Origin of the sequence: Pandoraea sp. NPDC090278 (genome assembly GCF_044772185.1) — a bacterium.
GTDB lineage: Bacteria > Pseudomonadota > Gammaproteobacteria > Burkholderiales > Burkholderiaceae > Pandoraea.
In genome coordinates, this window is sequence record NZ_JBIVYJ010000002.1 from 627,126 (window position 1) to 650,749 (window position 23,624).

Below are 23,624 nucleotides of genomic sequence, written 5' to 3' on the forward strand. Positions count from 1 at the left end.
TGAGGCTGGGTATTGCACGGGCGGCACGCGCTTTTACCGACGCAAGACTACAATGGTCGTTCACGTTTTGCGCGACATCTCGCCGCGCAATGTCTTCATCCGAAAGACAGACATGGATTGGGATGGACCGGCGTCGGGCAGGCTTAATCGACGCTCGTCATTCATCAGCCCGTCGACAACAAAAAGGAGTTTGCATGAAGCACAAGCTTTTGGTGGCGGCCGCATTCAGTCTTGGCATGGCGTCGGCCTCGGTCTTCGCGCAGTCGCAGGTGGACGTGTCCGACGCGTGGGCGCGCGGTACGGTCCCGGGTCAGACGTCGTCGGCCGTCTACATGACGCTCCAGGCACATCAGGCGACCACGCTGCTCAGCGTGAGCACCCCCGTTGCCGCGAACGCCGAAGTGCATGAAATGAAGCTCGAAGGCACGGTGATGAAGATGCGCGCCCTGCCCAAGGGATTGCCGCTGGAGGCCAACAAGCCGGTGGCGCTCAAGCCGGGCAGCTATCACATCATGCTCACGGATCTGAAGGGGCCGCTCAAGACGGGCGACACTGTGCCGGTGACGTTGAAGTTCGAGACGGCCGATCACAAGACGTCCGAGCAACTGGTGAAGGCCACCGTGCGTGACCTGACGGCGGCAGCTCCGGCCGGTGGCGGCATGGCTGGCATGGCACACGGCGCACACAGTCAGTAAGCGTCGCGTCTCTAGAGAGAGGTGTCCGGATCGGCGGCGGTGCCGTCGACCGGCACGCCAGCGGCGACGAGCGCTGCGCGCAGGCAGGCCGGGCAGAGGCAAGCCCCCACGCCTAGCCGGGTGGACGCAGGCAGGCGCGGCCAGTCGAGGCACCAACATTGCACCTCGTCCGCTGCGCCGTCGCTTCCCGTCTTTCCGCTTCCCAACGCGACAGCCCCACACGCCACGACTGTGCCGCACTGCGGGCAGCGCGACGGATCGACCGGCTCAGTGTTCACGTCGACGGTCATCGGCACCCCCGGTCGGCGTCACCCAAATCCCCTGCATCGCCCGGCGATTTCCGTCCTGTGAGAGACGCGTCGCCGCGCATGGCCGCCTGCCAGTTGTACAACTGCAACAGCACGGACGCTGTCATCGACCGGCCACACGCGCCGGGGCACGGCGCGCAAACCGGGTGGCTAGCGGGGCAGAGAAGGGACACGGTAAAAATCGGCCACTGACGGGCGTCCTTTAATAAGTGAAAGGGGTGATACGCACGAACGGCGCTATGCCGCTGACGGGGCGAAAATCGCCGCTTTTGCGTTTGCGGACCGACCTGTGGGGAAGGGTAGCCACGGGCTTTTGCCGATGCAAGGGGCAGACCCTTCCGAAACCCGTCAAACCCCCGCACGCCAAGGCTTCTTGGCTGTACAATTCGCCGTGTTTCCTGGTCCACCTGCTCCATTTGTGAGAAGAACCTTCCTGCCATGTCCGATCTGCAACTGAATTCCATCGACGACATCGCACCCGCTCTCAAGGCTGAAATTCTGGCTGAGGCGATGCCGTATATCCGCAAGTATCACGGGAAGACCGTGGTCATCAAATACGGCGGCAACGCCATGACCGAAGAGCGATTGAAGCGCGGTTTCGCGCGCGACGTCATTTTGCTCAAGCTCGTCGGCATCAATCCGGTGGTGGTGCACGGTGGTGGCCCGCAGATCGATCAGGCGCTCAAGAAGATCGGTAAGCAGGGCACGTTCATCCAGGGCATGCGCGTGACCGACGAAGAGACGATGGAAGTCGTCGAGTGGGTGCTTGGCGGTGAAGTCCAACAGGACATCGTCATGCTGATCAACGAGTACGGCGGCCAGGCGGTGGGTCTCACCGGCAAGGACGGCGGCCTGATCAACGCCCGCAAGATGATGCTGCCGGATCGCGAGAACGCCGGTCAGTTCCTGGACATCGGCTACGTCGGTGAAGTGGATTCGATCAACCCGGCCGTCGTGCGCGCCCTTCAGGACGACGCCTTCATCCCGGTGATCTCGCCGATCGGCGTGGGCGAAGACGGTCAGGCGTACAACATCAATGCCGACCTCGTCGCGGGCAAGCTTGCCACGGTGCTGGGCGCCGAGAAGCTGGTGATGATGACCAACATCCCGGGCGTGATGGACAAGGACGGCAATCTGCTGACCGACCTGTCGGCCCGCGAGATCGACGACCTGTTCGCAGACGGCACGATCTCGGGCGGCATGCTGCCGAAGATCTCGTCGGCGCTCGACGCGGCGAAGAGTGGCGTGAAGTCGGTGCACATCGTCGACGGCCGCATCGAACACTCGGTGCTGCTGGAGATTCTGACGGAGCAGCCGTTCGGCACGATGATCCGCTCGCACTGAGCCGGACGTCATGACGACAGACTGAGTCAAGCGGCGGACCCTTCGGGGTCCGCTTTGCATTTGTGCGCCATCCAGTGAGCGTGCAATCCCACCCTCAACCCCACAAGACACCATGTCGACACCTGCCTTCTTTTCCTGGAGTGGCGGCAAGGATTCCTGCCTTGCCCTGCATCACGCGATGTCGTGCGATACCGGCGGTGAGCCGCATTACGACGTGCGGCGTCTGCTGGCGATGTTCGACGAGACGGGCGACAGCTCGCGCTCGCACGGTTTGCCGCGCGAGTTGATGCAGGCACAGGCCGACGCGCTCGGCATCGCGCTCGACGTCGGTCAGGCGGGCTGGCGTGAGTACGAAGCGACGTTCGTCGCGCGGTTGCAGGCGATGCGCGCGGAGGGCGTCACGCACGGACTGTTCGGCGACATCGATCTTCAGCCGCATCGCGACTGGGAGGAAAAGGTGTGCGCGGCGGCGGGCATGACGGCGGTGTTGCCGCTCTGGCAGCGCGAACGTCTCACGCTTGCGCACGAGTTCATCTCGCTGGGATATCGCGCGGTGATCGTGTGTGTGGACGGGCGGCACCTCGGGCCGGAATTCGTCGGCCGTGAGTACGACGCGTCGCTGCTGGCCGATCTGCCTGAAGGTGTCGACGCCTGCGGTGAGAACGGCGAATTCCACACCTTCGCCTACGACGGCCCGCGCTTTGCGCAGCCGGTGCCGTGGCGCATCGAGCGCGTCGAGACGATTCATGGTCCCAAGGAGTACGGCGGCACGCCGTACCACCGCGCGCATATCGTCAGCACTGACGCTTGAGGATGTTGGTTCAATCCGGCGCAGTCAGCTTCCGTAGCTCGTCGAGCAGCTTGGCGGCGGGGCTCGGCAGAATGCCATGACGACGTCGGAAGGCGGTGAGCGTGCGCGTGGCACGCACGGTGGCAATCGGCAGTGTGTCCATCACGCGCGCCTGCGCTTCGACGTCATACATCGGCTCGGGCATCCACGTCAGAAAGCCGCATCGCGCGACCATGCTCTTGAGCACTGGCACGGAGCGCGTCTCCACGACGATGTTCGGCAATCCCAGCCCGTGCGCGGCGAACACGCTTTGCATATGGGCGTAGGGCGCAGTGCCGCGCGGCGGAATCGCCCAGCGCTCTTCAAGCGTGTCGGCGAGCGTGATTGTCTTTCGCTGTCGCAACGGATGGTCACACCGCGCAACCACATAACTGTCGTCTTCCCAGTGGCAATCGGGGACGGCGACGATGTCGTCGGTGTCCGGTGCGACGGTCGATAGCGCCAGATCGATCTCGTGACGCATGAGTCCCTGCGCCAGCCGGTCCCATACCCCTTCTATGATTTCCACGCGCAAATTCGGCCAGCGCGTGAGCACCCGGTCGACGGCGAGCGGCAGCACGTGGCTCGCGATGGCGCCGACCGCGCCGACCTTGATCGTGCCTTTGGCGAGGCCGCGCAACGCGTCGATCTCCTCGCGCGCGTGTTCGGCTTCGCGCGCCAGCAGCATCGCGTGCGGCAGCAGCGCCTGCCCGAACGCCGTCAGCTCCATCCCTTTGCTATGACGCTCGAACAACGGCGCACCCAGATCCGTTTCGAGACGCTTGATCGTGCGGCTGAGCGCGGGCTGCGTGAGGTGCAGTTCCGTGGCGGCGCGCCCCAGACTGCCGGTCGCGACGATGGTCGTGAAGGCGCGCAGTTGCTGAAGATTGAGGCTCATGGCGGACGACGGAACTCCCGGAGTTGAGATGACACCGACCGAAGGATGACGCGATAAACCAGCAGTGCAAAGTCATGCAAAAGCGTAATGACTTCGGCACGTAAAAGCAATTCCGGTGCATATATCGTCTGCCTATACTCGCAAAATCGCTCACCCGATCACTCACGTGAGAACGTTGCGAGCCACCACCAGAACCATGCCGTCACGCCTGCGCGTCGACGGCAGCACGAGACAACCGAATCCATGAAAGACAGCCGAGAACTTCGCGCCGGTCAGCCCGCTGGCACCGCCGACACACTCACCGTGCGTGAAGTCGTCATCGACCTGATGCGCCGCCACGGCATGACCAAGGTCTTCGCCAATCCGGGGTCGACGGAACTGCCGCTGTTCCGCGACTTCCCCGAAGACTTCGAGTACGTGCTGGGATTGCAGGAGGCGGTTGTCGTCGGCATGGCGGACGGTTACGCGCAGGCCACCGGCAACGCAGCGTTCATCAATCTGCATTCCGCCGCCGGTGTCGGCAACGCGATGGGCAACATCTTCACCGCGTACAAGAATCAGACGCCGCTCATCGTGACGGCCGGTCAGCAAGCCCGCTCGATCCTGCCGTTCGATCCGTTCCTCGCGTCCGTGCGGGCGACCGAACTGCCGCAGCCGTACGTCAAATTCAGTCTGGAACCGGCGCGCGCCGAAGACGTACCGCTGGCGCTCGCCCGCGCCTATCACATCGCCATGCAGGAGCCGAAGGGGCCGGTGTTCGTGTCGATTCCGGTGGACGACTGGGATCGCCCGGCCGAGGCGCTGCCGCCGCGTCAGGTGAGCACGCGGGTGCAGGCCGACCCGGTCGCGCTTGCACAACTCGCGGCGGCGCTCGATGCCTGCGAGCGTCCGGCATTCGTTGTCGGCTCGTCGATCGATCGTGCGGGGGCTTTCGACGCCGTGGTCGCCCTTGCCGAGCGTCACAATGCGCGCGTCTTCACGGCGCCGATGTGCGCCCGCTGCGCGTTCCCGGAAGACCATCGTCTGTTCGCGGGTTTCCTGCCGCCGATGCGCGAGAAGATCGTCGGCTTGCTCGGCGGGCACGATCTGATTCTGGTGATCGGCGCACCTGCGTTCACCTATCACGTGGAAGGCGCTGGCCCGCACGTGCCGGTGGGCGCGTCGCTGTTCCAGTTGGTCGAAGACCCGGGCGTTGCCGCGTGGACGCCGGTCGGCGCGTCGGTCGTGGGCAACGTGCGTCTGGGCGTGGAAGCGCTGCTCGCGCGTGATGTGCCGAACGAGCGGGCTGAGCCGCCTGCGCGCGCCGTGCCGCCAGTGGCCACGACGAACGCTCCGGGGGAGCCGATGACGACAGCTTTCGCGCTGCAAACGCTCGCCGAAGTGCGTGACGCGCAGGACATCGTCGTAGAGGAAGCCCCGAGCGCGCGCTCGGTGATGCAGCAATACCTGCCGTTCACGCTGCCGGGCACGTTCTACACGATGAACAGCGGCGGTCTGGGCTATTCGATGCCTGCGGCCGTCGGCGTGGCGATGGCGAATCCGGGACGCCGCATCATCGGTCTGATCGGCGACGGCTCGGCGATGTACTCGATTCAGGCGCTGTGGAGCGCTGCGCAGGCGCGCCTGCCGATTACCTTCGTCATCCTGAACAATCGACGCTACGCCGCGTTGCAGGATTTCGCGCCGTCGTTCGGTTTCGGTCCGAAAGACCCCGTGCAGGGCACCGATTTGCCCGATCTCGACTTTGTCCGTATGGCCGAAGGCATGGGCCTGCGTGCGCAACGCGTGGAGCAAGGCAGCGAGTTGCGCGACGTCTTGTCGCACGCCCTTGCCAGCGGCGAGACGCGTCTCGTCGAACTCGTGGTGGCATGATGCACGGCGACAGCGTGCCATCTCGAGACGGCATCGCGCGACCCACAACGAATTAAGGAGACGTCAAACCATGTCCATCCAACAAGATCCGCAAGCCCTCACGATGCTGATCGCTGGCAAGCGCGTCAGCGCCACCCACGGTGCAACGTTCGAGCGACGCAATCCGCTCGACGGCGGCGTCGCATCGCGCGCCCCGGCAGCCACCGTCGAAGATGCCCGCGCGGCGGTGCGTGCCGCGTGGGACGCATTCCCCGCTTGGTCGAACACCGGTCCGGGCGAGCGTCGTGCGCTGTTGATGAAGGCCGCCGACCAACTCGAAGCGAAGGTCGAACAGTTTCAAGCCGCGATGGCGGCGGAGACGGGGGCGTCCGGTCTGTGGGCCGGTTTCAACGTCCACCTCGCCGCACAGGGGCTGCGCGAAGCTGCCGCCATGACGACTCAGATCGCGGGCGAGATCATTCCGTCGGATTTGCCGGGCAATCTCGCGATGGGCGTGCGTCAGGCCGCAGGCGTGGTGCTGGGCATCGCACCGTGGAACGCGCCGGTGATTCTCGGCGTGCGCGCGCTGGCACTGCCGCTCGCTTGCGGCAACACCGTCGTGTTCAAGGGCTCGGAATTGTGTCCGGCCACGCACGGGCTGATTGCCGACGCGCTGGATGAAGCCGGTTTGCCGCCGGGCGTCGTGAACTTCATCACCAACGCACCGAAGGACGCGGGCGCTATCGTCGAAGCGCTGATTGCCGAACCGGCCGTGCGTCGTGTGAACTTCACCGGCTCCACGCGCGTGGGGCGCATCATCGCGGGCCTTTGCGCCGAACACCTCAAACCGGCCGTGCTGGAATTGGGCGGCAAAGCGCCGTGCCTCGTGCTGGACGACGCCGTTCTCGATGACGCAGTGAACGGCGTGGCGTTCGGCGCGTTCGCCAACTCCGGTCAGATCTGCATGTCGACGGAGCGCATCGTCGTGGCCGAGTCGATTGCCGATGCCTTCGTCGACAAGCTTGCTGCCAAGGCACGCTCGCTGCCGCTCGGCGACCCGCGCAAAGGTCCGGTCGTCCTCGGTTCGGTGATCGACATGGCCACGGTCGAGCGGTGCAACGCGTTGATCGACGACGCGCTCGCCAAGGGCGCGAAGCTGCTGTGCGGCGGCCGCGCGGAGACCACGCTCATGCCCGCGACGCTGCTCGACCACGTCACGCCGGACATGGCGATCTACGCGGAAGAGTCGTTCGGTCCGGTCAAAGGGATCGTGCGCGTGAAGGACGACGAAGCCGCCATCGCCTGCGCCAACGACAACGCATACGGCTTGTCGTCCGCCGTGTTCAGTCGCGACATTGCGCGTGCGATGGGCGTGGCCAAGCGCATCGAGTCGGGCATCTGCCATATCAACGGCCCCACCGTGCACGACGAAGCGCAGATGCCGTTCGGCGGTGTGAAGTCGAGCGGCTGGGGACGCTTCGGCGGCAAAGCAGGCGTTCACGAGTTCACCGATCTGCGCTGGATGACGGTGCAGACCACCCCGCGTCATTACCCGTTCTGACGTTACGTAAGACCACCATACCGCCGCAGCCGGGAGACCGGAATAGACGGCCGGAGGAGACAACCGTGTCACAACCGTTTGAAACCGCCCCTGCGGGGGTGAGCGCTGCATCCGCTGCGTCCACTGCCTCCGGTCAGCCGCATGCAACCGAAGCCTCGGCCGGACCTGCCGCCGCCCCTAACTTCGGTCGCGTGGTCGCGGCGAGCTGCTTCGGCACCGCTATCGAGTGGTACGACTTTTTCGTCTACGGCTTTCTCGCGCCCATCGTGTTCGACCGGCTGTTCTTCCCGCAGCTCGATTCGATGACGGGCATGATCGCGGTGTTCGCCACCTTCGCCGTCGGCTTCCTCGCGCGACCTATCGGCGGCATCGTCTTCGGTCACTTCGGCGACCGCATCGGACGCAAGTCGATTCTGTTGTTCACACTGATTCTGATGGGGGTGGCGACCACGCTCATCGGCCTGCTGCCCACTTACGCAATGGTCGGCATGTGGGCGCCCATCATGCTTGTGACGTTGCGCTTCATTCAAGGCTTCGCGCTCGGTGGTGAATCCGTTGGCGGGTTGTTGATGACGGTGGAAGGCGCGCCTGCGCACTTGCGCGGTCTCTTCGGCGGGCTGATTCAGGCGGCCGGGCCGACATCGATTGTCGGTGCATCGCTCGCCATCGTGCTCATCACCCGTCTGCCGGAAGAGGACTTGCTGTCATGGGGCTGGCGTCTGCCGTTCCTCGTGAGTCTGCTGCTGGTGGCGCTCGGCACCTACGTGCGCCTGAAGGTCGAGGAGTCGCCGACGTTCAAGGCGGCTGAGCAGCATCGCGACATCGCGAAAGTGCCGGTGGCCGAGGTGCTCACGCATTACTGGCGTCCGACGCTCGTCACGTTCTTCATCTGCCTGGCCGAGACGAGCTTCTTCTATCTGGTCGCGATCTTCTCGCTCTCGTACGGCACCAAGACGCTCGGCCTACCGCGCAACGTGATGGCCGACGGCGTGTTGTACGCGAACATCCTCGCCATGCTCACGATTCCCGCGTTCGGCATGATGTCGGACAAACTCGGACGTCGTCCGATGTTCCTGATGGGACTCGCTGCCACGGCGCTTTTCATCTATCCGTTCTTCCTGATGATGGGCAGCAAGGAGACGGCGCTTGTCGTGTGCACCATCGTGATCGGCGCGGGCATCATCCACCCGATGATGTTCGGTCCGGAAGGCAGCTTCTTCTCGGAGTTGTTCGATACGCGCGTGCGTTTCTCAGGCGTGTCGCTCGGCAAGCAGATCGGGACGGTGCTCGGTGGCGGTCTCGCACCGATGATCGCGGCAAGTCTGCTGGCATGGAGTCACGGTCAGATCTGGCCCGTGATCGTCTACTTCCTCGTGCTCGCAGCGATGGCGCTGATCTCGACGGTGCTCGTGCGCGAGACGCGGCATCGGGTGATGTAACGCGCGTTAGCCATCGATGAAAACGAACAGCCCCGCTCGGATGACGATGCGGGGCTGTTGGCTTTTTACGGGACGATTTCGATCAGAGATCGAGCACCAGCACAGGCGACTTGCTGCGCGAGCAGCATGGCAGGATCTGATCGTTGGCGGCGCGTTCGTCGTCGGTGAGATAGACGTCGCGATGGTCGGGCGTGCCGTCGACGACACGCGTGAGGCACGTGCCGCACACGCCTTGCTCGCACGACATCTGCACTTCGACACCTTGTGCGGCGAGCGCGGCGACGATGGTCTCGCCAACTTTCACGTCGATCAGGCGACCGCTCGAATGCAGCTTGACCTGAAACGGCTGGTCGCCTTCGCCGTCGGTGTTGGCCGACACCGGCGCGGCGAAGTACTCGCGATGCACGTTGCCTTCGGGCCATTGCGCCGCTTCGGCGCGGGCCAGTACGGCGTCGATGAAACCGGCCGGGCCGCACACGTACAGATGCTTGTCGCCGGACGGCTGCGCGAGAATCGCGTCGAGATCCGCGCGCGCGCCTTCGCTGTCGAAGTAGAACTGCGTTTTGTCGGCGATGCCAACGCTCGCAAAGCGATCGCGAAACGCCGTCCGCGCAGGTTCACGCGTGCAATAGTGCACTTCAAACGACGCACCACTCGCCGCCAGCGCTTCGGCCATGCAGAGGATCGGCGTTACACCGATGCCGCCCGCGAGCAGAATGCTGTGCTTCGCGGCATCCGCGAGCGGGAAGTGATTACGCGGGGCGCTGATCTCGATCTCGGTGCCGACGGTCAATGCATGCATGCCCACGGAGCCGCCGCGCGATTGCGGATCGCGCAGCACGCCCACGCAGTAGCGCTGCGTCTCGCCGGGGGCATTGCACAGCGAGTACTGACGGATGAGGCCATCGGCCACATGCACGTCGATGTGCGCCCCGGCAGTGAAGTCGGGCAGCGCGCTGCCGTCGACACTCACCAGTTCGAATTCGCAGATGTCGGTCGCGACATCGCGCTTGTTCGCCAGCCGGACTTTCATGCTGCGTTCTCCACGCCGCCGGTCGCGGTACCCGCGCGCTCGGCATCGATCAGACGGTCGAGCACCTTGCGCGACTGCACGCCACCCGCGTCGATGTTCAGCTTGAGAATCTTCTTCTCGGGATACGCCGACAGATTGCGCTGCTGCGCTTCGAGCACTTCCTGGTCTTCGGCGAAGATGCCGCCCTGTCCGCGCTTGATGGCGGCCGTCAGCTCGGCGTCTTCCGGCTTGAAGTTGCGCGCCATGCCCCAGAAGTACCAGATCGATTCATCGGTTTCCGGCGTGATGAAGTCGACGACGATGCTGCCCGCCTTCTTGTCGGCGGGGGCGTCGTAGCCGCCATGACCCGCATGTGCGACACCGACTTCGATCATCACGTGACTCGGCGGCGTGAAACGGCAGACCTGCCAGCGGTCGCACGGCACCTGGTCGTCGAGACCATTGGCACGCAGTGCGCTCGCCCAGAACGGCGGTGCCTTGATGTTCTCCATGTGGCGCGCCGTGATGACCATGTCGCCTTCGACGGTCGTCTTCGGCGGCGCCTCTTCGATCTCTTCCTGACCGATGCTCGTTGCGTGCACGTAGGTCTCGTGCGTCAGGTCCATCAGGTTGTCGATCATCAGGCGATAGTCGCACTTGATGTGATACAGACCGCCGCCGTATGCCCACTTCTCACTCACGGCCCATTCCAGATGCGGGATCTCATCGGGGTTCGCCAGGGCTTCGTCGCCCGGCCAGACCCACACGAAGCCATAGCGCTCGACGCAAGGGAACGAGCGCGTCTTCGGAAAGCCGCCGACGCGCTGACCGACCATCTTCGTGCACTTGCCGCCGCCGTCCACGGTCAGGCCGTGATAGCCGCACACGAGGTGGCCGTCCTTGACGAAGCCGAGCGACAGCGCTGCGCCGCGATGCGGACAGAAGTCTTCGAGGGCGGCGACTTTACCGTTGCCGTCGCGGAAGAACACCATCGCTTCGTTGCAGACCTTGCGGCCCAGGGGCTTCTCGGCGAACTCGTCGGCCGTGCATGCGACGTACCAGGTGTTTTTGAGGAACATGATCGTTTGTCTCCTTGGTGCGCCTTCGTATGGAGGGTTTGGCGCACTCTCGTTTCGATTCGGATGGATGGGATGGGGCGGCTTAGGGGAGGGCGAGCATCAAAGCAACTGCGCGCCCATGCTGTGTTCCTGTGTGACGATGTGTTCGCGGCACATGAATTCGGCGCGGTCGGGCTGGCGTGCGGCAATCGCCTCGACAATCGCGTGATGCTGACGATGCGCGTACGCGATGATGTCGGCGTACTGACGTCGGTCCTCATGACCGAACGCCACCGTGCGCGGGGCCACGAACGGCACCAGATTGCAGCGCGCGATAAACCCTTCGAGCAGCGGATTGCGCGCGCCGGTGACGAGCAGATCGTGAAAGCGCGCATTGAGCGAGGCGTAACCGATCTGCACTTCGGGCGTCATCTGATGGTCGGCGAGCAGCGCATCGCCTTCGGCCAGCAGTTCGCGCAGTTGCGTCAGCAATTCCGCGCTCGCGCCTTTCTCGGCGAGCAGACGCGCGGCATAACCTTCAAGCGCGCCACGCAGGTGCAACGCTTCGACGCTCTCGTCGCGGGTGTGCGCCCGCACCGCATAGCCGCGTTGTCCGGCGCGCACCACCAGCCCTTCTTCCGCGAGCACCGGCAACGCCTGACGCACCGGCATGCGCGAGACACCCAGTTGCTCGGCCAGCTTGGCTTCGGCCAGACGCTCACCCGGCGCGAGTTCGCCCTTGAGGATCATTTCGCGCAGTTGGACCGTGGTCGGTGTGGGATGCAGCATGCGTCTCCTTTCGTTCGCTTACACGCGTGCCGGACAGACTGGGCTTGCCAGTACCGGCTTTTTTTCATTATGGGATCCCGTAATTCGTAAACGCATCAGTAAATACCCTTGTTTATGCGAATACGGGATCCCGGATAGACTCGGCCCTGCATAAATTCGGGCTGTTTCATTCTGCGGCCCGGGCATGACAAGACAAGAAACGGAGACTTTCAGCGTGGCAAAGATCATTGGAGGGATCGGGACGTCGCACGTGCCGACCATCGGTGTGGCGTACGACAAGGGCAAGCAACAGGATCCCGCGTGGGCGCCGCTGTTCCAGGGCTACGAGCCCGTAGCGAAGTGGCTCGCGGAGAAGCGGGCAGACGTGCTCGTGTTTTTCTACAACGATCACGCCACGACGTTCTTCTTCGACATGTATCCGACGTTCGCACTCGGCGTGGGCGAGTCGTTCCCCATTGCCGACGAAGGTGCGGGGCTGCGTCCGTTGCCGCCGATTCGCGGCGACGTGGCGTTGCAGGCACACATCGCCGAGTCGCTTGTGAACGACGAGTTCGACATCACAGTGTTCCAGGACAAGCCGATCGACCACGGTTGCGCGTCGCCGCTGCCGCTGCTGTGGCCGCACAAGCCGGACTGGCCGGGCACGGTCGTGCCCATTGCCATCAACGTGCTGCAATACCCGTTGCCGACGGGCCGTCGTTGCTATCGCCTCGGGCAGGCGGTGCGTCGCGCCATCGAGTCGTACCCGGAAGACCTGCGTGTGGTTGTCGTGGGAACGGGCGGTCTCTCGCATCAGATCCACGGCGAGCGTGCGGGTTACAACGACGAGTCTTGGGATCGCGAATTCCTCGATCTGCTGGAGAACGCACCGGAGAAGCTGACCGAACTCAAGCATGTGGACTACGTCGAGCGTGGCGGCGCGGAGAGCGTCGAGCAAATCATGTGGCTGTCGATGCGTGGCGCGATGGGCCCGCGCATCAAGCGTCTGCACCTGAACTACTACCTCGCGACGACGACCGCCATGACCGTCGCGCTTTACGAGGACGACGCCGCATGAATCCGCAACTCGAAGGCATCGAAGCGATCACCGGCACTTACGCGTTCGATCTGCGCGTAAGCAACCGAACGCTCAAGCTCAACCGCTTCTTCTGGCACATGATTCGCGCCGAAAATCGCGAGACATACCTGAACGATCCCGTCGCCGCCATGACCGCTGCCGGTCTCACGGCCGACGAGCAGGCGTTGGTGCAGGCGCAGGACTGGATCGGCCTCGTGCGTCACGGTGTGAACTTCTTCGTACTGGAGAAGTTTGCGCGTGTGGTGCGAAAGACGAACCTCGAAGTCTATGCGCTCATGCGCGGTGAGTCGCTCGAAGCGTTCATGGCCACGCGTCGCGTGCCGACCATGCGCTGACATGGCGATCGATACCGCCATCAGTCTGACCAACGCGCCGCCCGCGCCCCGGCTCGCGTGTCACGAACGCGGCACGTGGAGCCGTGCGCCGCAAAGCAACGACGCCACACTGCTGGTTCGCAAGCTGCGCGGATTGCGCGCGATGGTCGCGGTGCTGGAGTGCGACTCTGTCGCGCGCGCGGCCCGCATGCTGCATCTCTCCCAATCGGCCGTCGCCCGTTCCATCTCGGACATCGAGGCGGAATTGGGCTTTCCGTTGTTTCACCGCAGCGGGCGCGGGCTGATTCCGAACGCGGCCGGGCAACGGCTCGGTGTGCGCGCGACGCGTGCGCTCGCGGAGCTGGCGAACGGCTATCGCGAAGCGTTCGCGGCGACGGCGTCGCAAGCAGACGGCGGCGCGCGTGCCGCAAGCCGGTTCGCCGCCGTGGTCGCGCCGCAGCAACTCACGAGTTTTATCGCCGTCGCGGAACTGGGTAGCGGTCCGTTGGCGGCGACGCGTCTGCAATGCTCGCAGCCGACCATCCAGCGCAATCTCGATCAGCTCGAAGACCTCATCGGCATCAAGCTGTTCCGGCGCACCCCGCGCGGCACGCGTCTGACCGACGAGGCGGTTGCGCTGCTCGGTCCCGTCAAACGGGCGCTCGCCGAACTGGCGATTGCCGAAGACGAGCTCGCGCCGTTCGGCGGACGTCAGCAAGGCACGGTCATCGTGGCGGCGTTGCCGCTGTCGAGCGGCTTTCTGCTGCCGAAGGCCATCGACAGCTTGCTGCACAAGTCGCCGTATCTCACGGTGACGGTGGTCGACGGCACGTACGAAGCGCTGGTGCGTCAGTTGCGCCAGGCGGACGTCGACATGATCGTCGGCGCGTTGCGTGCGAACGACGTGCCGCCGGACATCCGTCAGGAAGCGCTTTTCGAAGATCACCTGTCGGTCGTCGCGCGCGCAGACCATCCGTGCCTGACGTCCGGAAAGACGCCCACGCTCGCTGAACTCGCCGAGTACGGCTGGGTCAGCCCGCTGCCGTGCACACCGGCGCGCGGCGTGTTCGAGCGTGTGTTCCATGCAGAAGGTCTCGCACTGCCGCACACACAGGTGCACGCGAGCAGTTCACCGGTGGTGCGCGGGTTGCTCTCATCGAGCGACCGTCTCGCGTTGCTCTCGCCGGTGCAGATCACGTCGGAGTTGCGCACGGGTGAGCTGGCCGTGGTGCCGGTGACGTTGCAACACGCGCGCCGTTCCATCGGCGTGGCGACACGTCGCGACGGTTTGCTTTCACCGGCCGCAGAGCAGTTGCTCGACGAATTGCGCGCGCTTGCGCCGACGATGCAGCATCCGACGTAAATCCGTTGCAGGTCGCTCGCCGGTGCCCCGGCGAGCGCGGCGAAAATCGTCGGATTCGCCATGACTTGCATGTCTCGCCTCACTCGCTCGCGCACGATTTTTCGACGGCGCGACGCCTCCTGACGACTGCCCGCCGTGCCTTGTGCGGCGGGCGTTCCACTCGCGGAACGTCTCTCATCCCGCAGCACGAAATTTCCCTGACAAAAAACGTCTCGCAACGTAGGGGAAATCTCGGGGATATACGAAAAACGCAACGCTCGACGCGAGAAGGTCGTTCGACGCGCTCATTTCGTCTGCCTAAGCTGTTCCGGATACATAGAAAAGGCGCGCCAACCCCCGGCGCGGCTTCATGAAAAACGGATCGGTGCTACGACGCCGACGAGGAGACGACACCATGATGAAGCGCCATCTCTGGCTCGCTGTGGCACTTGCGAGCGTTTGCCAATTCACCGCTATTTCGGTCGCGCGTGCCGAGGAAATCAAGGTCGGCGTGCTGGGTCTGTTCTCCGGCTCTGCGTCCTGGTGGGGCACCGAATATCGTCGCGGCCTTAACCTGTGGATGGAGCAGAACAAGAGCAAAGTCGGCGACGACACGATCGTGCTGCTGGAGCGCGACGAAGGCGGCGTGAACCCGCAACGTACGCGTCAGCTGGCTCAGGAACTCGTGGTGCGCGATCAGGTGCAGTACCTGTTCGGCGGCTCGTTCACGCCGAACGTGCTGGCGATGGCCGACGTCGTGAACCAGACCAAGACGCCGCTCGTCATCGGTAACTCGGGCACGTCGAGCGTCACGCTCAAGTCGCCGTACTTCGTGCGCACCGGCTTCACGCAGTGGACTGTGAGCGTGCCGCTCGTCGAATACGCCGCGAAGAAGGGCGTGAAGAACGCAGCCATCGTGGTCGCGGACTTCGCCACCGGTTACGACGCCATCGACGCCTACAGCGAGACGTTCAAGAAAGCGGGCGGCAAGGTCGCCGTCGAAGTGAAGGTGCCGCTGGGCACGACGGACTTCTCCAGCTACCTGCAACGCGTGCGTGACGCCAAGCCGGATGCCGTCTTCATGTTCATGCCGGTCGGCCCGATGTCGGCAGGCTTCGTGAAAGCGTTCAAGGAACGCGAACTCGACAAGGCGGGCATCCAACTGTTCGCCACGACCGAGACGATGGAGTCGGACCTGCCTGCGATTGGCGACAGCGCACTGGGTACGATCACCGCACTGCATTACTCGCCGTTCCTGACGACGCCGGAAAACACCGCATTCGTGAAGGCCTACAAGGCGAAGTACGGCCCGGGCGCACTGCCGTCGATTGCTTCGGTGTCGGCCTACGACTCGATGACGCTGATCGCGCAGATGATCAAGGCGACCAAGGGCAAGAAGGACGCCGACAAGGCTATCGCCGCTGTGAAGGGTTACTCGTGGGTGAGCGCACGCGGTCCGGTGTCGATCGATCCGAAGACGCGTGAAATCGTGCAGAACGTGTACATCCGTCGCGTGGAAACCATCGACGGCAAGCTCGGCAACAAGCCGATCGACACGTACAAGTCGGTGGTCGAACCGTGGCACATCAGCCACCCGGAAGTGGCCGCGAAGTAACGCAGGCGACGCCCCCCAAAGTTCGCTCTGTTCGTTAGGTTTCGGTAATTCCTCATGACGCAATCGCTTGCCACTTTCCTGTCGTTGTCGATTGACGGTGTGGCCTACGGGATGCTGCTGTTTCTCATCTCCGTGGGCCTCACGGTCACGCTCGGCGTGATGCGCGTGGTCAATCTCGCGCACTCCGCCTTTGCCATGATCGGCGGTTATTTCACCTTGTGGGCCATGCAGCGTGCCGGCCTCGATTTCTTCGTTGCCCTGCTCGTGGGCGTGCTCGGCACGATGGTGCTGGGCGCGATCCTTGAGCGCACGCTGTATCGCTGGGTCTACACGGCCAACGGTCTGGGGCAGTTGCTCATGACGATCGGCCTCGCGTTCATCATCTGCGCGCTTGCCAAGCACATGGCAGGCACGGAGTTGCAGACGATTCCGGTGCCGCAAGGTCTGCGCGGCACGTGGGACTTCGGGGCGTTCTCGGTATCCGTGTATCGCATCTTCGCGCTGGTGTGCAGCGCGGTCGTGGCCTTCGGTATCTGGTTGGGACTGGAGCGCACGTCATTTGGTGCGAAGCTGCGCGCCGCTGTCGACAACCCGCGCATGGCGCGCTGCGTCGGCATCGACGTGCCGCTCGTGTTCTCGATCACGTTCGCCATCGGTTGCGGTCTGTCGGGTCTTGGCGGTGCGCTGTCGAGCCAGATCCTCCCGCTGGAGCCGTACTACGGCCTGAAGTATCTGGTGCTGGTGCTGATCGTGGTCGCGGCCGGTGGTCTGGGCAGCCTGCGCGGTTCGCTCTACGCCGGTCTGCTGCTCGGTCTGATCGACACGCTCGGCCGCTACTACGTGCCCGCGCTCGGTGCTTTCATGATCTATCTGGCCGTGCTGGCCATTCTGCTGATCCGCCCGCAAGGGCTGGTCGGTCGTGCGTAAGCGGAGGGTGACGATGTCTCATACGAAACCCTCGCAAGCGCTGGCAGGTGCTGCGCAAGTGGCACCGGCGCTGCGTCGCAAGCGTCTCGGTATGCTCGATGCGCTGCTGCTGCTCGCCGCCGTCGCGACGTACTTCTTCGCCGATCTGTATCTGGCGCTCGCCACGAGCGTGCTGATCATGATCATCTTCGCCCTCTCGCTCGATCTCGTGCAGGGCTACTGCGGCATCGAGACGCTGGGACACGCGGCGTTCTTCGGAAGCGGCGCCTACGCGGCCGGTCTGTTCGCACTGCATGTGTCGCCAAATCCGTTGCTGGGTCTGGTGGCCGGTGCCGTGGTGGCGGCTGTCGTCGGGCTGATCACCGGCATCGTCGTGCTGCGTGTGAGCGGGCTGACGCAGATCATGCTCACGCTCGCGTGCGCCACGCTGTTGTACGAAGCGGGCAACATCGCCAAGTCCATCACGATGGGCGACGACGGTTTGACCGGCTACAGCATCGCGCCCGTGCTCGGCATGTTTGAGTTCGACATCTACGGCCACACGGCGTATCTATACGCGCTCGCAGTGCTGCTCGTCGTCTATCTGTTCACGCAGTTCCTCGTGAACTCGCCGTTCGGCCTGACGGTACAAGGCATTCGCGAGAACGCCATGCGCATGTCGCTGCTGGGCGTGCGCGTCGGTCTGCGTCGTCTGATGCTGTACACGATTGCGGCGGCTGTCGCAGGTGTTGCTGGCGCGTTGTCCGCACAGGTCAACAACATCGTCGCGCTCGACACGTTGTCGTTCACGCTCTCGGCCAACGTCCTCGTGATGCTCGCCCTCGGCGGGACCGGACGCCTCTACGGCGCAGTGCTCGGCGCGGTCGTCTTCATGGTGCTGTCCGACCGGATCGCCGCCATCGACCCGACGAACTGGCTCGCCGCCCTCGGCGTGTTGCTGATCGTCGTGGTGCGCTTCGCACCGGACGGTCTCATCGGTCTGGTGGATCGGTTCGCGGCGCGCCTGCGTCGTTCGGCATCGGTACCTGCTGTTGCACCGGCACCGACTGAGAGCACCAAGGCAACGACCACGGACAAGGAGGTGACGCCGTGAGCGCTGCACTCGAAATTCAAGGGCTGTCGAAGCGCTTCGGCCAACTCGACGTCACCCGCAACGTGACGCTGTCGCTGCCGGTCGGCGCACGTCACGCGCTGATCGGACCGAACGGCGCGGGCAAAAGCACGTTGATGAACCTGCTCACGGGCGTGCTCAAGCCGAACGCGGGCGTGGTGCGCGTGGGCGGCACCGATGTCACGTCGATGCCGTCGCACAAGCGCGTGAAGCTCGGTCTCGCACGCACGTTCCAGCTCAACACGCTGTTCGACGCGCTCACCGTCGCCGAGAACGTGGGCCTTGCGCTGACGTCGCGACGCGGGCTCGACGGTCGCATCGGTCGCCCGCTAGCGAATCGTCCGGCGGTGGTCGAGGAAGCGGCGGAGCGTCTGCGCGAACTCGGGATGATCGATCTCGCAGGCAAGCGCATCAACGAACTCGCTTACGGCCAGCGTCGTCAGGTCGAGATCGCGCTGGGTCTCGCGCTCGATCCGAAGGTACTGCTGCTCGATGAACCGGTCGCGGGTGTGCCGTCGGGACAGGGCCGCAAGTTGTTCGAACTGCTGGAGCGCTTGCCCGAAGACGTCGCGGTGATGGTCATCGAACATGACATGGATCTGGTCTTCCGCTTCGCGCGCCGCATTACGGTGCTGGTCGAAGGCGCGGTGCTGATGGAAGGCGAGAAGGACGAAGTGCGCAGCGATCCGCGCGTGCGCGATATCTATCTGGGGCGTCGCCATCATGACTGACATTCTGCTCGAAGCCGGTGGGCTCAGTGCCGGGTATGGCGAAACCATCGTGCTCGAAGACCTTAGCCTGCGTGTCGCCGCCGGTGAAGCCGTCGCGATTCTCGGACGTAACGGCGTGGGCAAGAGCACGTTGCTGCTGAGCCTGCTCGGCCTCACCACGCGTCATGGTGGCGTGCTGCGCTATCGCGACGACGACATCACGGCGTGGCCTGCCTACAAGCGCGCCCGCGCCGGACTGGCGCTGGTGCCGCAGGAGCGCGAAATCTTCAAGTCGCTCTCCGTCGAAGAGAACCTGCAAGTCTCGGCGATGGGCGATGTCGCTAACGCTGCCGACGACAAAGGGGCCTGGACGCTGGAGCGCGTCTACGAGCTGTTCCCGCGCCTGAAGGAGCGTCGTCGCAATCTGGGCAATCAACTCTCCGGCGGCGAGCAGCAGATGCTCGCCATCGGCCGTGCGCTGATCGGCAACCCCCGCGTGATTCTGTTCGACGAGCCGTTCGAAGGGCTCGCGCCCGTCATCGTCGATCAACTGGTCGACGCGTTCTGGAAGCTGCGCGCCGACGGCGGTATGGGCGTGGTGCTCGTGGAGCAGCACGCAGAACTGGGACTGGAACTTACCGACCGCGCGCTGGTGCTCGACCGGGGCCGTCAGGTCTGGGCGGGACGCAGCAGCGATCTGGCCGCGTCGCCGGAATTGCTTGGCACGCTGGTCGGACTGGAAAGCGCCTGAGCGAGTGTCGCCGGGCCGTGCAACACGTATCAGAGTCAAACACATGAGCACAACACAGCACAGCAGCAACTCGGGATTGGCGGGCCTCGTGGTCAGCGCCCACTCGGCGGACTTCGTCTGGCGTGCAGCGGGCACGATTGCCACGCACGTCGCACAGGGCTATCGCATGAAGATCGTCTGCCTGTCGTTCGGCGAGCGCGGCGAGTCGGCCAAGCTTTGGCGCAAGGGTGCAGAGATGACGGAAGCGAAGGTCAAGACCGCGCGCCGTGAAGAAGCGCAACGCGCGGCCGACATTCTCGGCGCGGAGATCGAGTTTCTCGACATCGGCGACTACCCGATGCGCGTGTCCGACGAGACGCTATTCCGGCTCGTCGACATCTACCGCGATGTGCAGCCCGCCTTCGTGCTGAGCCATTCGGAGAAGGATCCGTACAACTTCGATCACCCGCTGGCGATGCACGTCACGCAGGAAGCCCGCGTGATTGCACAGGCCGAAGGCCACAAGCCGGGCGAGAAGATCATCGGTGCACCGGCGGTGCTCGCGTTCGAGCCACATCAGACCGAGCAGTGCGAGTGGATTCCGAACACCTTCGTCGACATTACGCCGGTGTGGGACAAGAAGCGCGCCGCCATCGAATGCATGGCCGGTCAGGAACACCTCTGGGATTACTACACGCGCGTGGCGCTGCAACGCGGTGTGCAGGCCAAACGCAACATTGGCATCACCGCGTCGCGCGACATCAAGTACGCGGAAGGGCTGATGCGTCTCACGCCGGTCGTTACGGAGCAACTGTCATGATTCGCGGCGTCGTCGTTCGTCAGATTCCCCGTGTCGATGCCGCTACGCTCGACATTCTGCGCAGCGCAGGCAGCGCCACCGTGCACGAGGCGCAAAGCCGTCTCGGTCTGATGGCCACCTATTTGCGTCCGATCTACGCCGGTGCGGCGGTGGCCGGTAGCGCCGTCACCGTGCTCGCACCGCCGTCCGACAACTGGATGCTGCACGTCGCGGTCGAGCAGGCGCAGCCGGGCGACATTGTCGTGGTCGGCGTGACGTCGCCGTGCGACGACGGGTACTTCGGCGATTTGCTCGCCACGTCGATGAAAGCACGCGGCGTTGCCGGGCTGATTATCGACGCCGGTTGCCGCGACATCGGCACGCTCACGGAGATGCAATTCCCGGTGTGGTCGAAGGCCATCTCGTCGCAAGGCACAGTCAAGGAAACGCTCGGCTCGGTGAACGTGCCGGTCGTGTGCGCGAACCAGATCGTCAACCCGGGCGACGTGATCGTGGCCGACGACGACGGTGTCGTGGTGGTGCCGTTCGCCACGGCGCAGGTCGTCGCGAAAGCCGCTGCCGCACGCGGTGCGGATGAAGCCTACAAGCGCGGTGTACTCGCGGGCGGCACGCTCGGCCTCGATTACTACAAGATGCGCGAACGTCTCGCCGCGAAGGGCCTGCGCTACGTCGACTCGCTCGACGAGTTGCAAGGCGAGTGAGGGGCGCGACTTGGGCGAGCTAAAGCATTCCCAGACGCGCATTCGCGCCGCCGTCATGCGGGGAGGCACCTCGAAGGGGTTGTACTTCCTCGCGGACGACCTGCCCACGGACGCCGCCACGCGCGACGCCGTGCTGCTCGCCGCGATGGGTTCGCCCGATGCGCGTCAGATCGACGGCATGGGCGGCGCGAATCCGCTCACGAGCAAGGTCGCCATCGTCTCGCGTGCCACGCGTGCGGACGCCGACGTCGACTATCTCTTTGCACAGGTGGTGGTCGACGAAGCGCGTGTCGACTACGGACAGAACTGCGGCAACCTCCTCGCGGGCGTCGGTCCGTTTGCGATTGAGCGCGGACTCGTCGCGGCAACGGGCGATGTGACCGACGTCGGCATTCACATGGTCAACACGGGACAGGTGGCCGTCGCCACCGTGCAGACCTCGGGCGGCATGGCGAAGTACGACGGCGACGTGGCCATCGACGGCGTGCCCGGCACGGCGGCTCCCATTCCGCTGATGTTCCGCGATACCGCCGGGTCGTCGTGCGGTGCGTTGTTTCCGACGGGCCAGCGTCAGGACGTCGTCGAAGGCGTCACCGTCACGTGTATCGATAACGGCATGCCGCTCGTGCTGATGCGCGCTGCGGACTTCGGTTGCACGGGCGCCGAGTCCTGGCAGGCGCTCGAAACGGATGCGCAGTTCCTGCCAATGCGTGAGCGCATCGAAGCGATTCGTCTTGCTGTCGGCCCGCGCATGAATCTGGGCGACGTGAGTTCGCGCACGGTGCCGAAGATGTGTCTTGTCGCGGCACCCCAGGCCGGTGGCGCGCTTGCGACGCGTTGCTTCATTCCGCATCGCTGCCACTCGTCCATCGGTGTGCTGGCGGCTGTCAGCGTGGCGACGGCGGCAGCGCTGTCGGGCACCGTCTGTCACGAGATGGCAGTGGTGCCGGAGGGCGATGCACCGCTCGTGTCCATCGAACATCCGACGGGCGAATTCACCGTGCGTCTGACACTTGGTCTCGATGCCGAGGGGCAAACGGACGTCACGGGCGCGGGCCTGCTGCGAACCGCGCGCTGGCTGTTTGACGGCGATGTGTGTATTCCAACGCGTGTGTGGGCACAAGGGGAGACGTCATGAGTCAGGAACGCCTGCCGTTGCTGCTGCTTCCCGGCTTGCTCTGCGATCAGGTGGCGTGGGCCGCCACTGTCGCGTTGCTGCCGCAATTCGATTGTCGCGTGCCCGCATGGGGCGCGCTCGACACCATCGGCGCGATGGCCGATCACGTGCTGGCCACCACGCCGGAGCCGCGTTTCGCACTGGCCGGACATTCGATGGGCGGACGCATTGCGCTCGAAGTCGTGCGTCTTGCGCCGCAGCGCGTGAGCCATCTCGCATTGCTCGACACGGGCTATCAAGCGTTGCCCGACGGTGAAGCCGCCGAGAAGGAGCGCAGCGGTCGCGCTGCGTTGCTCGCCCGTTCGCGTGAAGCAGGCATGCGCGCGATGGGACAGGTCTGGGCGACGGGCATGGTGCATCCCGACCAGATCGGCACGCCTTTGTTCGACGCCATTCTCGACATGATCGAGCGCAGCAATCCCGATCAGTTCGCGGCGCAGATCCATGCGCTGCTGGGCCGTCCGGATGCCACCGCACAACTGAGCGACGTGCGTTGCCCGACGCTCGTGTTGTGCGGACGACAAGACACGTGGAGCCCGCTCGCGCGTCACGAAATCATGGCCGGGCTGATCCCGGACGCGGTGCTGAGCGTGGTGGAGCACAGCGGCCATATGAGTCCGATGGAACGCCCTGAAGCCGTGGCGGCCGCCATGCGTGCGTGGTTGTCGTTGCCGTCGACCGAAGGGGTGACGTCATGACGCAGAACGCGCAACCCACGCCAACACCCGACGCCGTCGATCAGCAAACGCTCGACGCGTTGCTCGCCAAGCAAGCGTGTCACGACCTCGTGATGCGCTTCGTCATGTGCAACGACCGTCGCGATCCGCAGGGACTGGCGGCGTTGTTCTCGGACAAGGGGGTGCTGGTGCGCCCCAACGGCGAGACGCTCGTCGGCCCGGCGGCGATTGCAGCGGCGTACGCCGAGCGTCCGGCAGATCGGTTGACGCGACATCTCGTCGGCAACGTGCTGATCGAGGTGACGTCGGCCACGGGCGCGATCGGGAGCAGCACCGTGCTGCTCTGGAGCGGGTCGGCGCAGGACGTGCCGGGACCGTTCGGACGTCCGGCGCAGGGCCGTCAGGTGATGGGCGAATTCGAGGACACGTTCGTGCGCACGGCGCAGGGATGGCGCATCGCCCGGCGCGAAGCGCGTTTCACTTTCGTACGCGAGGCATAAAGCGCGACGTGAGGCAAAAACAGCACCTCACGTCGCGCCATTAAACAACGGGGACCGAGGCCGAATAGCAGCACAGGAGGCGGCCGCGGTGACCCGAAAGAGCAAGCAATGCAGTACCGGAGGCGGCCGCAGTGCCGT

General features: G+C 64.7%; 24 protein-coding genes. 19 read left to right on the forward strand and 5 right to left on the reverse strand.

The window, feature by feature from the left end:
- Positions 1 to 194 precede the first annotated feature (194 nt).
- Complete coding sequence (locus ACIQWO_RS11120; protein WP_402823231.1) at positions 195 to 695, forward strand: copper chaperone PCu(A)C; 501 nt, start codon at positions 195 to 197, stop codon at positions 693 to 695.
- 11 nt (positions 696 to 706) lie between these two features.
- Here the strand turns inward: ACIQWO_RS11120 and ACIQWO_RS11125 are convergent, their stop codons facing one another.
- Positions 707 to 985, reverse strand: coding sequence for a hypothetical protein (locus ACIQWO_RS11125; RefSeq protein ID WP_402823234.1), 279 nt, complete (start codon positions 983 to 985; stop codon positions 707 to 709).
- Between the two features lie 456 nt (positions 986 to 1,441).
- On the opposite strand from ACIQWO_RS11125, the gene argB reads away from it, so the two are divergent.
- Both argB and ACIQWO_RS11135 read left to right on the forward strand, forming a co-directional pair.
- Entirely contained in the window at positions 1,442 to 2,347 is a 906-nt protein-coding gene (argB, locus tag ACIQWO_RS11130; protein WP_150663922.1) for an acetylglutamate kinase, read from the forward strand.
- Between the two features lie 112 nt (positions 2,348 to 2,459).
- Entirely contained in the window at positions 2,460 to 3,158 is a 699-nt protein-coding gene (locus tag ACIQWO_RS11135; RefSeq protein ID WP_402823238.1) for a diphthine--ammonia ligase, read from the forward strand.
- Positions 3,159 to 3,168: 10 nt separating this feature from the next.
- Here ACIQWO_RS11135 and ACIQWO_RS11140 read toward each other — a convergent pair whose 3' ends face one another.
- Complete coding sequence (locus ACIQWO_RS11140; RefSeq protein ID WP_402823241.1) at positions 3,169 to 4,074, reverse strand: LysR family transcriptional regulator; 906 nt, start codon at positions 4,072 to 4,074, stop codon at positions 3,169 to 3,171.
- A 243-nt stretch (positions 4,075 to 4,317) separates the two neighbouring features.
- On the opposite strand from ACIQWO_RS11140, the gene mdlC reads away from it, so the two are divergent.
- The 3 genes from mdlC (at position 4,318) to ACIQWO_RS11155 (ending at position 8,925) form a co-directional block, all read left to right on the forward strand.
- A complete protein-coding gene (mdlC, locus tag ACIQWO_RS11145; RefSeq protein WP_402823244.1) occupies positions 4,318 to 5,946 on the forward strand; it encodes a benzoylformate decarboxylase in 1,629 nt (542 codons plus the stop codon).
- Between the two features lie 70 nt (positions 5,947 to 6,016).
- Complete coding sequence (locus tag ACIQWO_RS11150; protein WP_402823247.1) at positions 6,017 to 7,486, forward strand: aldehyde dehydrogenase; 1,470 nt, start codon at positions 6,017 to 6,019, stop codon at positions 7,484 to 7,486.
- A gap of 65 nt (positions 7,487 to 7,551) precedes the next feature.
- Positions 7,552 to 8,925, forward strand: a complete 1,374-nt coding sequence (locus ACIQWO_RS11155) for an MFS transporter (protein ID WP_402823250.1) — start codon at positions 7,552 to 7,554, stop codon at positions 8,923 to 8,925.
- A gap of 82 nt (positions 8,926 to 9,007) precedes the next feature.
- On the opposite strand, the gene ACIQWO_RS11160 is transcribed toward ACIQWO_RS11155, so the two are convergent.
- The 3 genes from ACIQWO_RS11160 to ACIQWO_RS11170 form a co-directional block, all read right to left on the reverse strand.
- Positions 9,008 to 9,958 carry a PDR/VanB family oxidoreductase gene (locus ACIQWO_RS11160; RefSeq protein WP_402823253.1) on the reverse strand — a complete coding sequence of 317 codons (951 nt, stop codon included), beginning with the start codon at positions 9,956 to 9,958 and terminating at the stop codon, positions 9,008 to 9,010.
- Entirely contained in the window at positions 9,955 to 11,016 is a 1,062-nt protein-coding gene (locus tag ACIQWO_RS11165; protein ID WP_402823256.1) for a Rieske 2Fe-2S domain-containing protein, read from the reverse strand. The genes ACIQWO_RS11160 and ACIQWO_RS11165 overlap by 4 nt, the downstream gene beginning before the upstream one ends.
- A 99-nt stretch (positions 11,017 to 11,115) precedes the next feature.
- On the reverse strand, positions 11,116 to 11,784 hold the full coding sequence (locus ACIQWO_RS11170) for a GntR family transcriptional regulator (protein ID WP_039394814.1): 669 nt from the start codon (positions 11,782 to 11,784) through the stop codon (positions 11,116 to 11,118).
- Positions 11,785 to 11,998: 214 nt separating this feature from the next.
- On the opposite strand from ACIQWO_RS11170, the gene ACIQWO_RS11175 reads away from it, so the two are divergent.
- From ACIQWO_RS11175 to ACIQWO_RS11235, 13 genes are all read left to right on the forward strand, one after another.
- Entirely contained in the window at positions 11,999 to 12,841 is an 843-nt protein-coding gene (locus ACIQWO_RS11175) for a gallate dioxygenase (RefSeq protein WP_402823260.1), read from the forward strand.
- Positions 12,838 to 13,197: a protocatechuate 3,4-dioxygenase gene (locus ACIQWO_RS11180; protein WP_402823263.1), complete on the forward strand. Its 360-nt coding sequence runs from the start codon at positions 12,838 to 12,840 to the stop codon at positions 13,195 to 13,197. Before ACIQWO_RS11175 ends, ACIQWO_RS11180 begins: the two co-directional genes overlap by 4 nt.
- Position 13,198: 1 nt before the next feature.
- Positions 13,199 to 14,539, forward strand: a complete 1,341-nt coding sequence (locus ACIQWO_RS11185) for a LysR family transcriptional regulator (RefSeq protein WP_233326999.1) — start codon at positions 13,199 to 13,201, stop codon at positions 14,537 to 14,539.
- A 394-nt stretch (positions 14,540 to 14,933) separates the two neighbouring features.
- Positions 14,934 to 16,133: an ABC transporter substrate-binding protein gene (locus tag ACIQWO_RS11190; protein WP_402823268.1), complete on the forward strand. Its 1,200-nt coding sequence runs from the start codon at positions 14,934 to 14,936 to the stop codon at positions 16,131 to 16,133.
- Positions 16,134 to 16,187: 54 nt separating this feature from the next.
- Entirely contained in the window at positions 16,188 to 17,060 is an 873-nt protein-coding gene (locus tag ACIQWO_RS11195; protein ID WP_402823271.1) for a branched-chain amino acid ABC transporter permease, read from the forward strand.
- 13 nt (positions 17,061 to 17,073) lie between these two features.
- Positions 17,074 to 18,153, forward strand: a complete 1,080-nt coding sequence (locus tag ACIQWO_RS11200) for a branched-chain amino acid ABC transporter permease (protein WP_402823274.1) — start codon at positions 17,074 to 17,076, stop codon at positions 18,151 to 18,153.
- Positions 18,150 to 18,902: an ABC transporter ATP-binding protein gene (locus ACIQWO_RS11205; RefSeq protein ID WP_402823277.1), complete on the forward strand. Its 753-nt coding sequence runs from the start codon at positions 18,150 to 18,152 to the stop codon at positions 18,900 to 18,902. Before ACIQWO_RS11200 ends, ACIQWO_RS11205 begins: the two co-directional genes overlap by 4 nt.
- The gene (locus ACIQWO_RS11210) at positions 18,895 to 19,632 is read left to right on the forward strand and encodes an ABC transporter ATP-binding protein (RefSeq protein WP_402823280.1); all 738 of its coding nucleotides are present in this window, start codon (positions 18,895 to 18,897) and stop codon (positions 19,630 to 19,632) included. The genes ACIQWO_RS11205 and ACIQWO_RS11210 overlap by 8 nt, the downstream gene beginning before the upstream one ends.
- A gap of 43 nt (positions 19,633 to 19,675) precedes the next feature.
- Positions 19,676 to 20,431 (forward strand): PIG-L deacetylase family protein, encoded by a 756-nt coding sequence (locus ACIQWO_RS11215; RefSeq protein WP_150663938.1) that lies wholly within the window; start codon positions 19,676 to 19,678, stop codon positions 20,429 to 20,431.
- The gene (locus ACIQWO_RS11220; protein ID WP_402823284.1) at positions 20,428 to 21,132 is read left to right on the forward strand and encodes a 4-carboxy-4-hydroxy-2-oxoadipate aldolase/oxaloacetate decarboxylase; all 705 of its coding nucleotides are present in this window, start codon (positions 20,428 to 20,430) and stop codon (positions 21,130 to 21,132) included. Before ACIQWO_RS11215 ends, ACIQWO_RS11220 begins: the two co-directional genes overlap by 4 nt.
- A gap of 10 nt (positions 21,133 to 21,142) precedes the next feature.
- The gene (locus tag ACIQWO_RS11225) at positions 21,143 to 22,270 is read left to right on the forward strand and encodes a 4-oxalomesaconate tautomerase (protein WP_402823287.1); all 1,128 of its coding nucleotides are present in this window, start codon (positions 21,143 to 21,145) and stop codon (positions 22,268 to 22,270) included.
- Positions 22,267 to 23,007 carry an alpha/beta fold hydrolase gene (locus tag ACIQWO_RS11230; RefSeq protein WP_402823290.1) on the forward strand — a complete coding sequence of 247 codons (741 nt, stop codon included), beginning with the start codon at positions 22,267 to 22,269 and terminating at the stop codon, positions 23,005 to 23,007. Before ACIQWO_RS11225 ends, ACIQWO_RS11230 begins: the two co-directional genes overlap by 4 nt.
- Positions 23,004 to 23,486 (forward strand): nuclear transport factor 2 family protein, encoded by a 483-nt coding sequence (locus ACIQWO_RS11235; protein WP_402823293.1) that lies wholly within the window; start codon positions 23,004 to 23,006, stop codon positions 23,484 to 23,486. The genes ACIQWO_RS11230 and ACIQWO_RS11235 overlap by 4 nt, the downstream gene beginning before the upstream one ends.
- Positions 23,487 to 23,624: the final 138 nt, after the last annotated feature.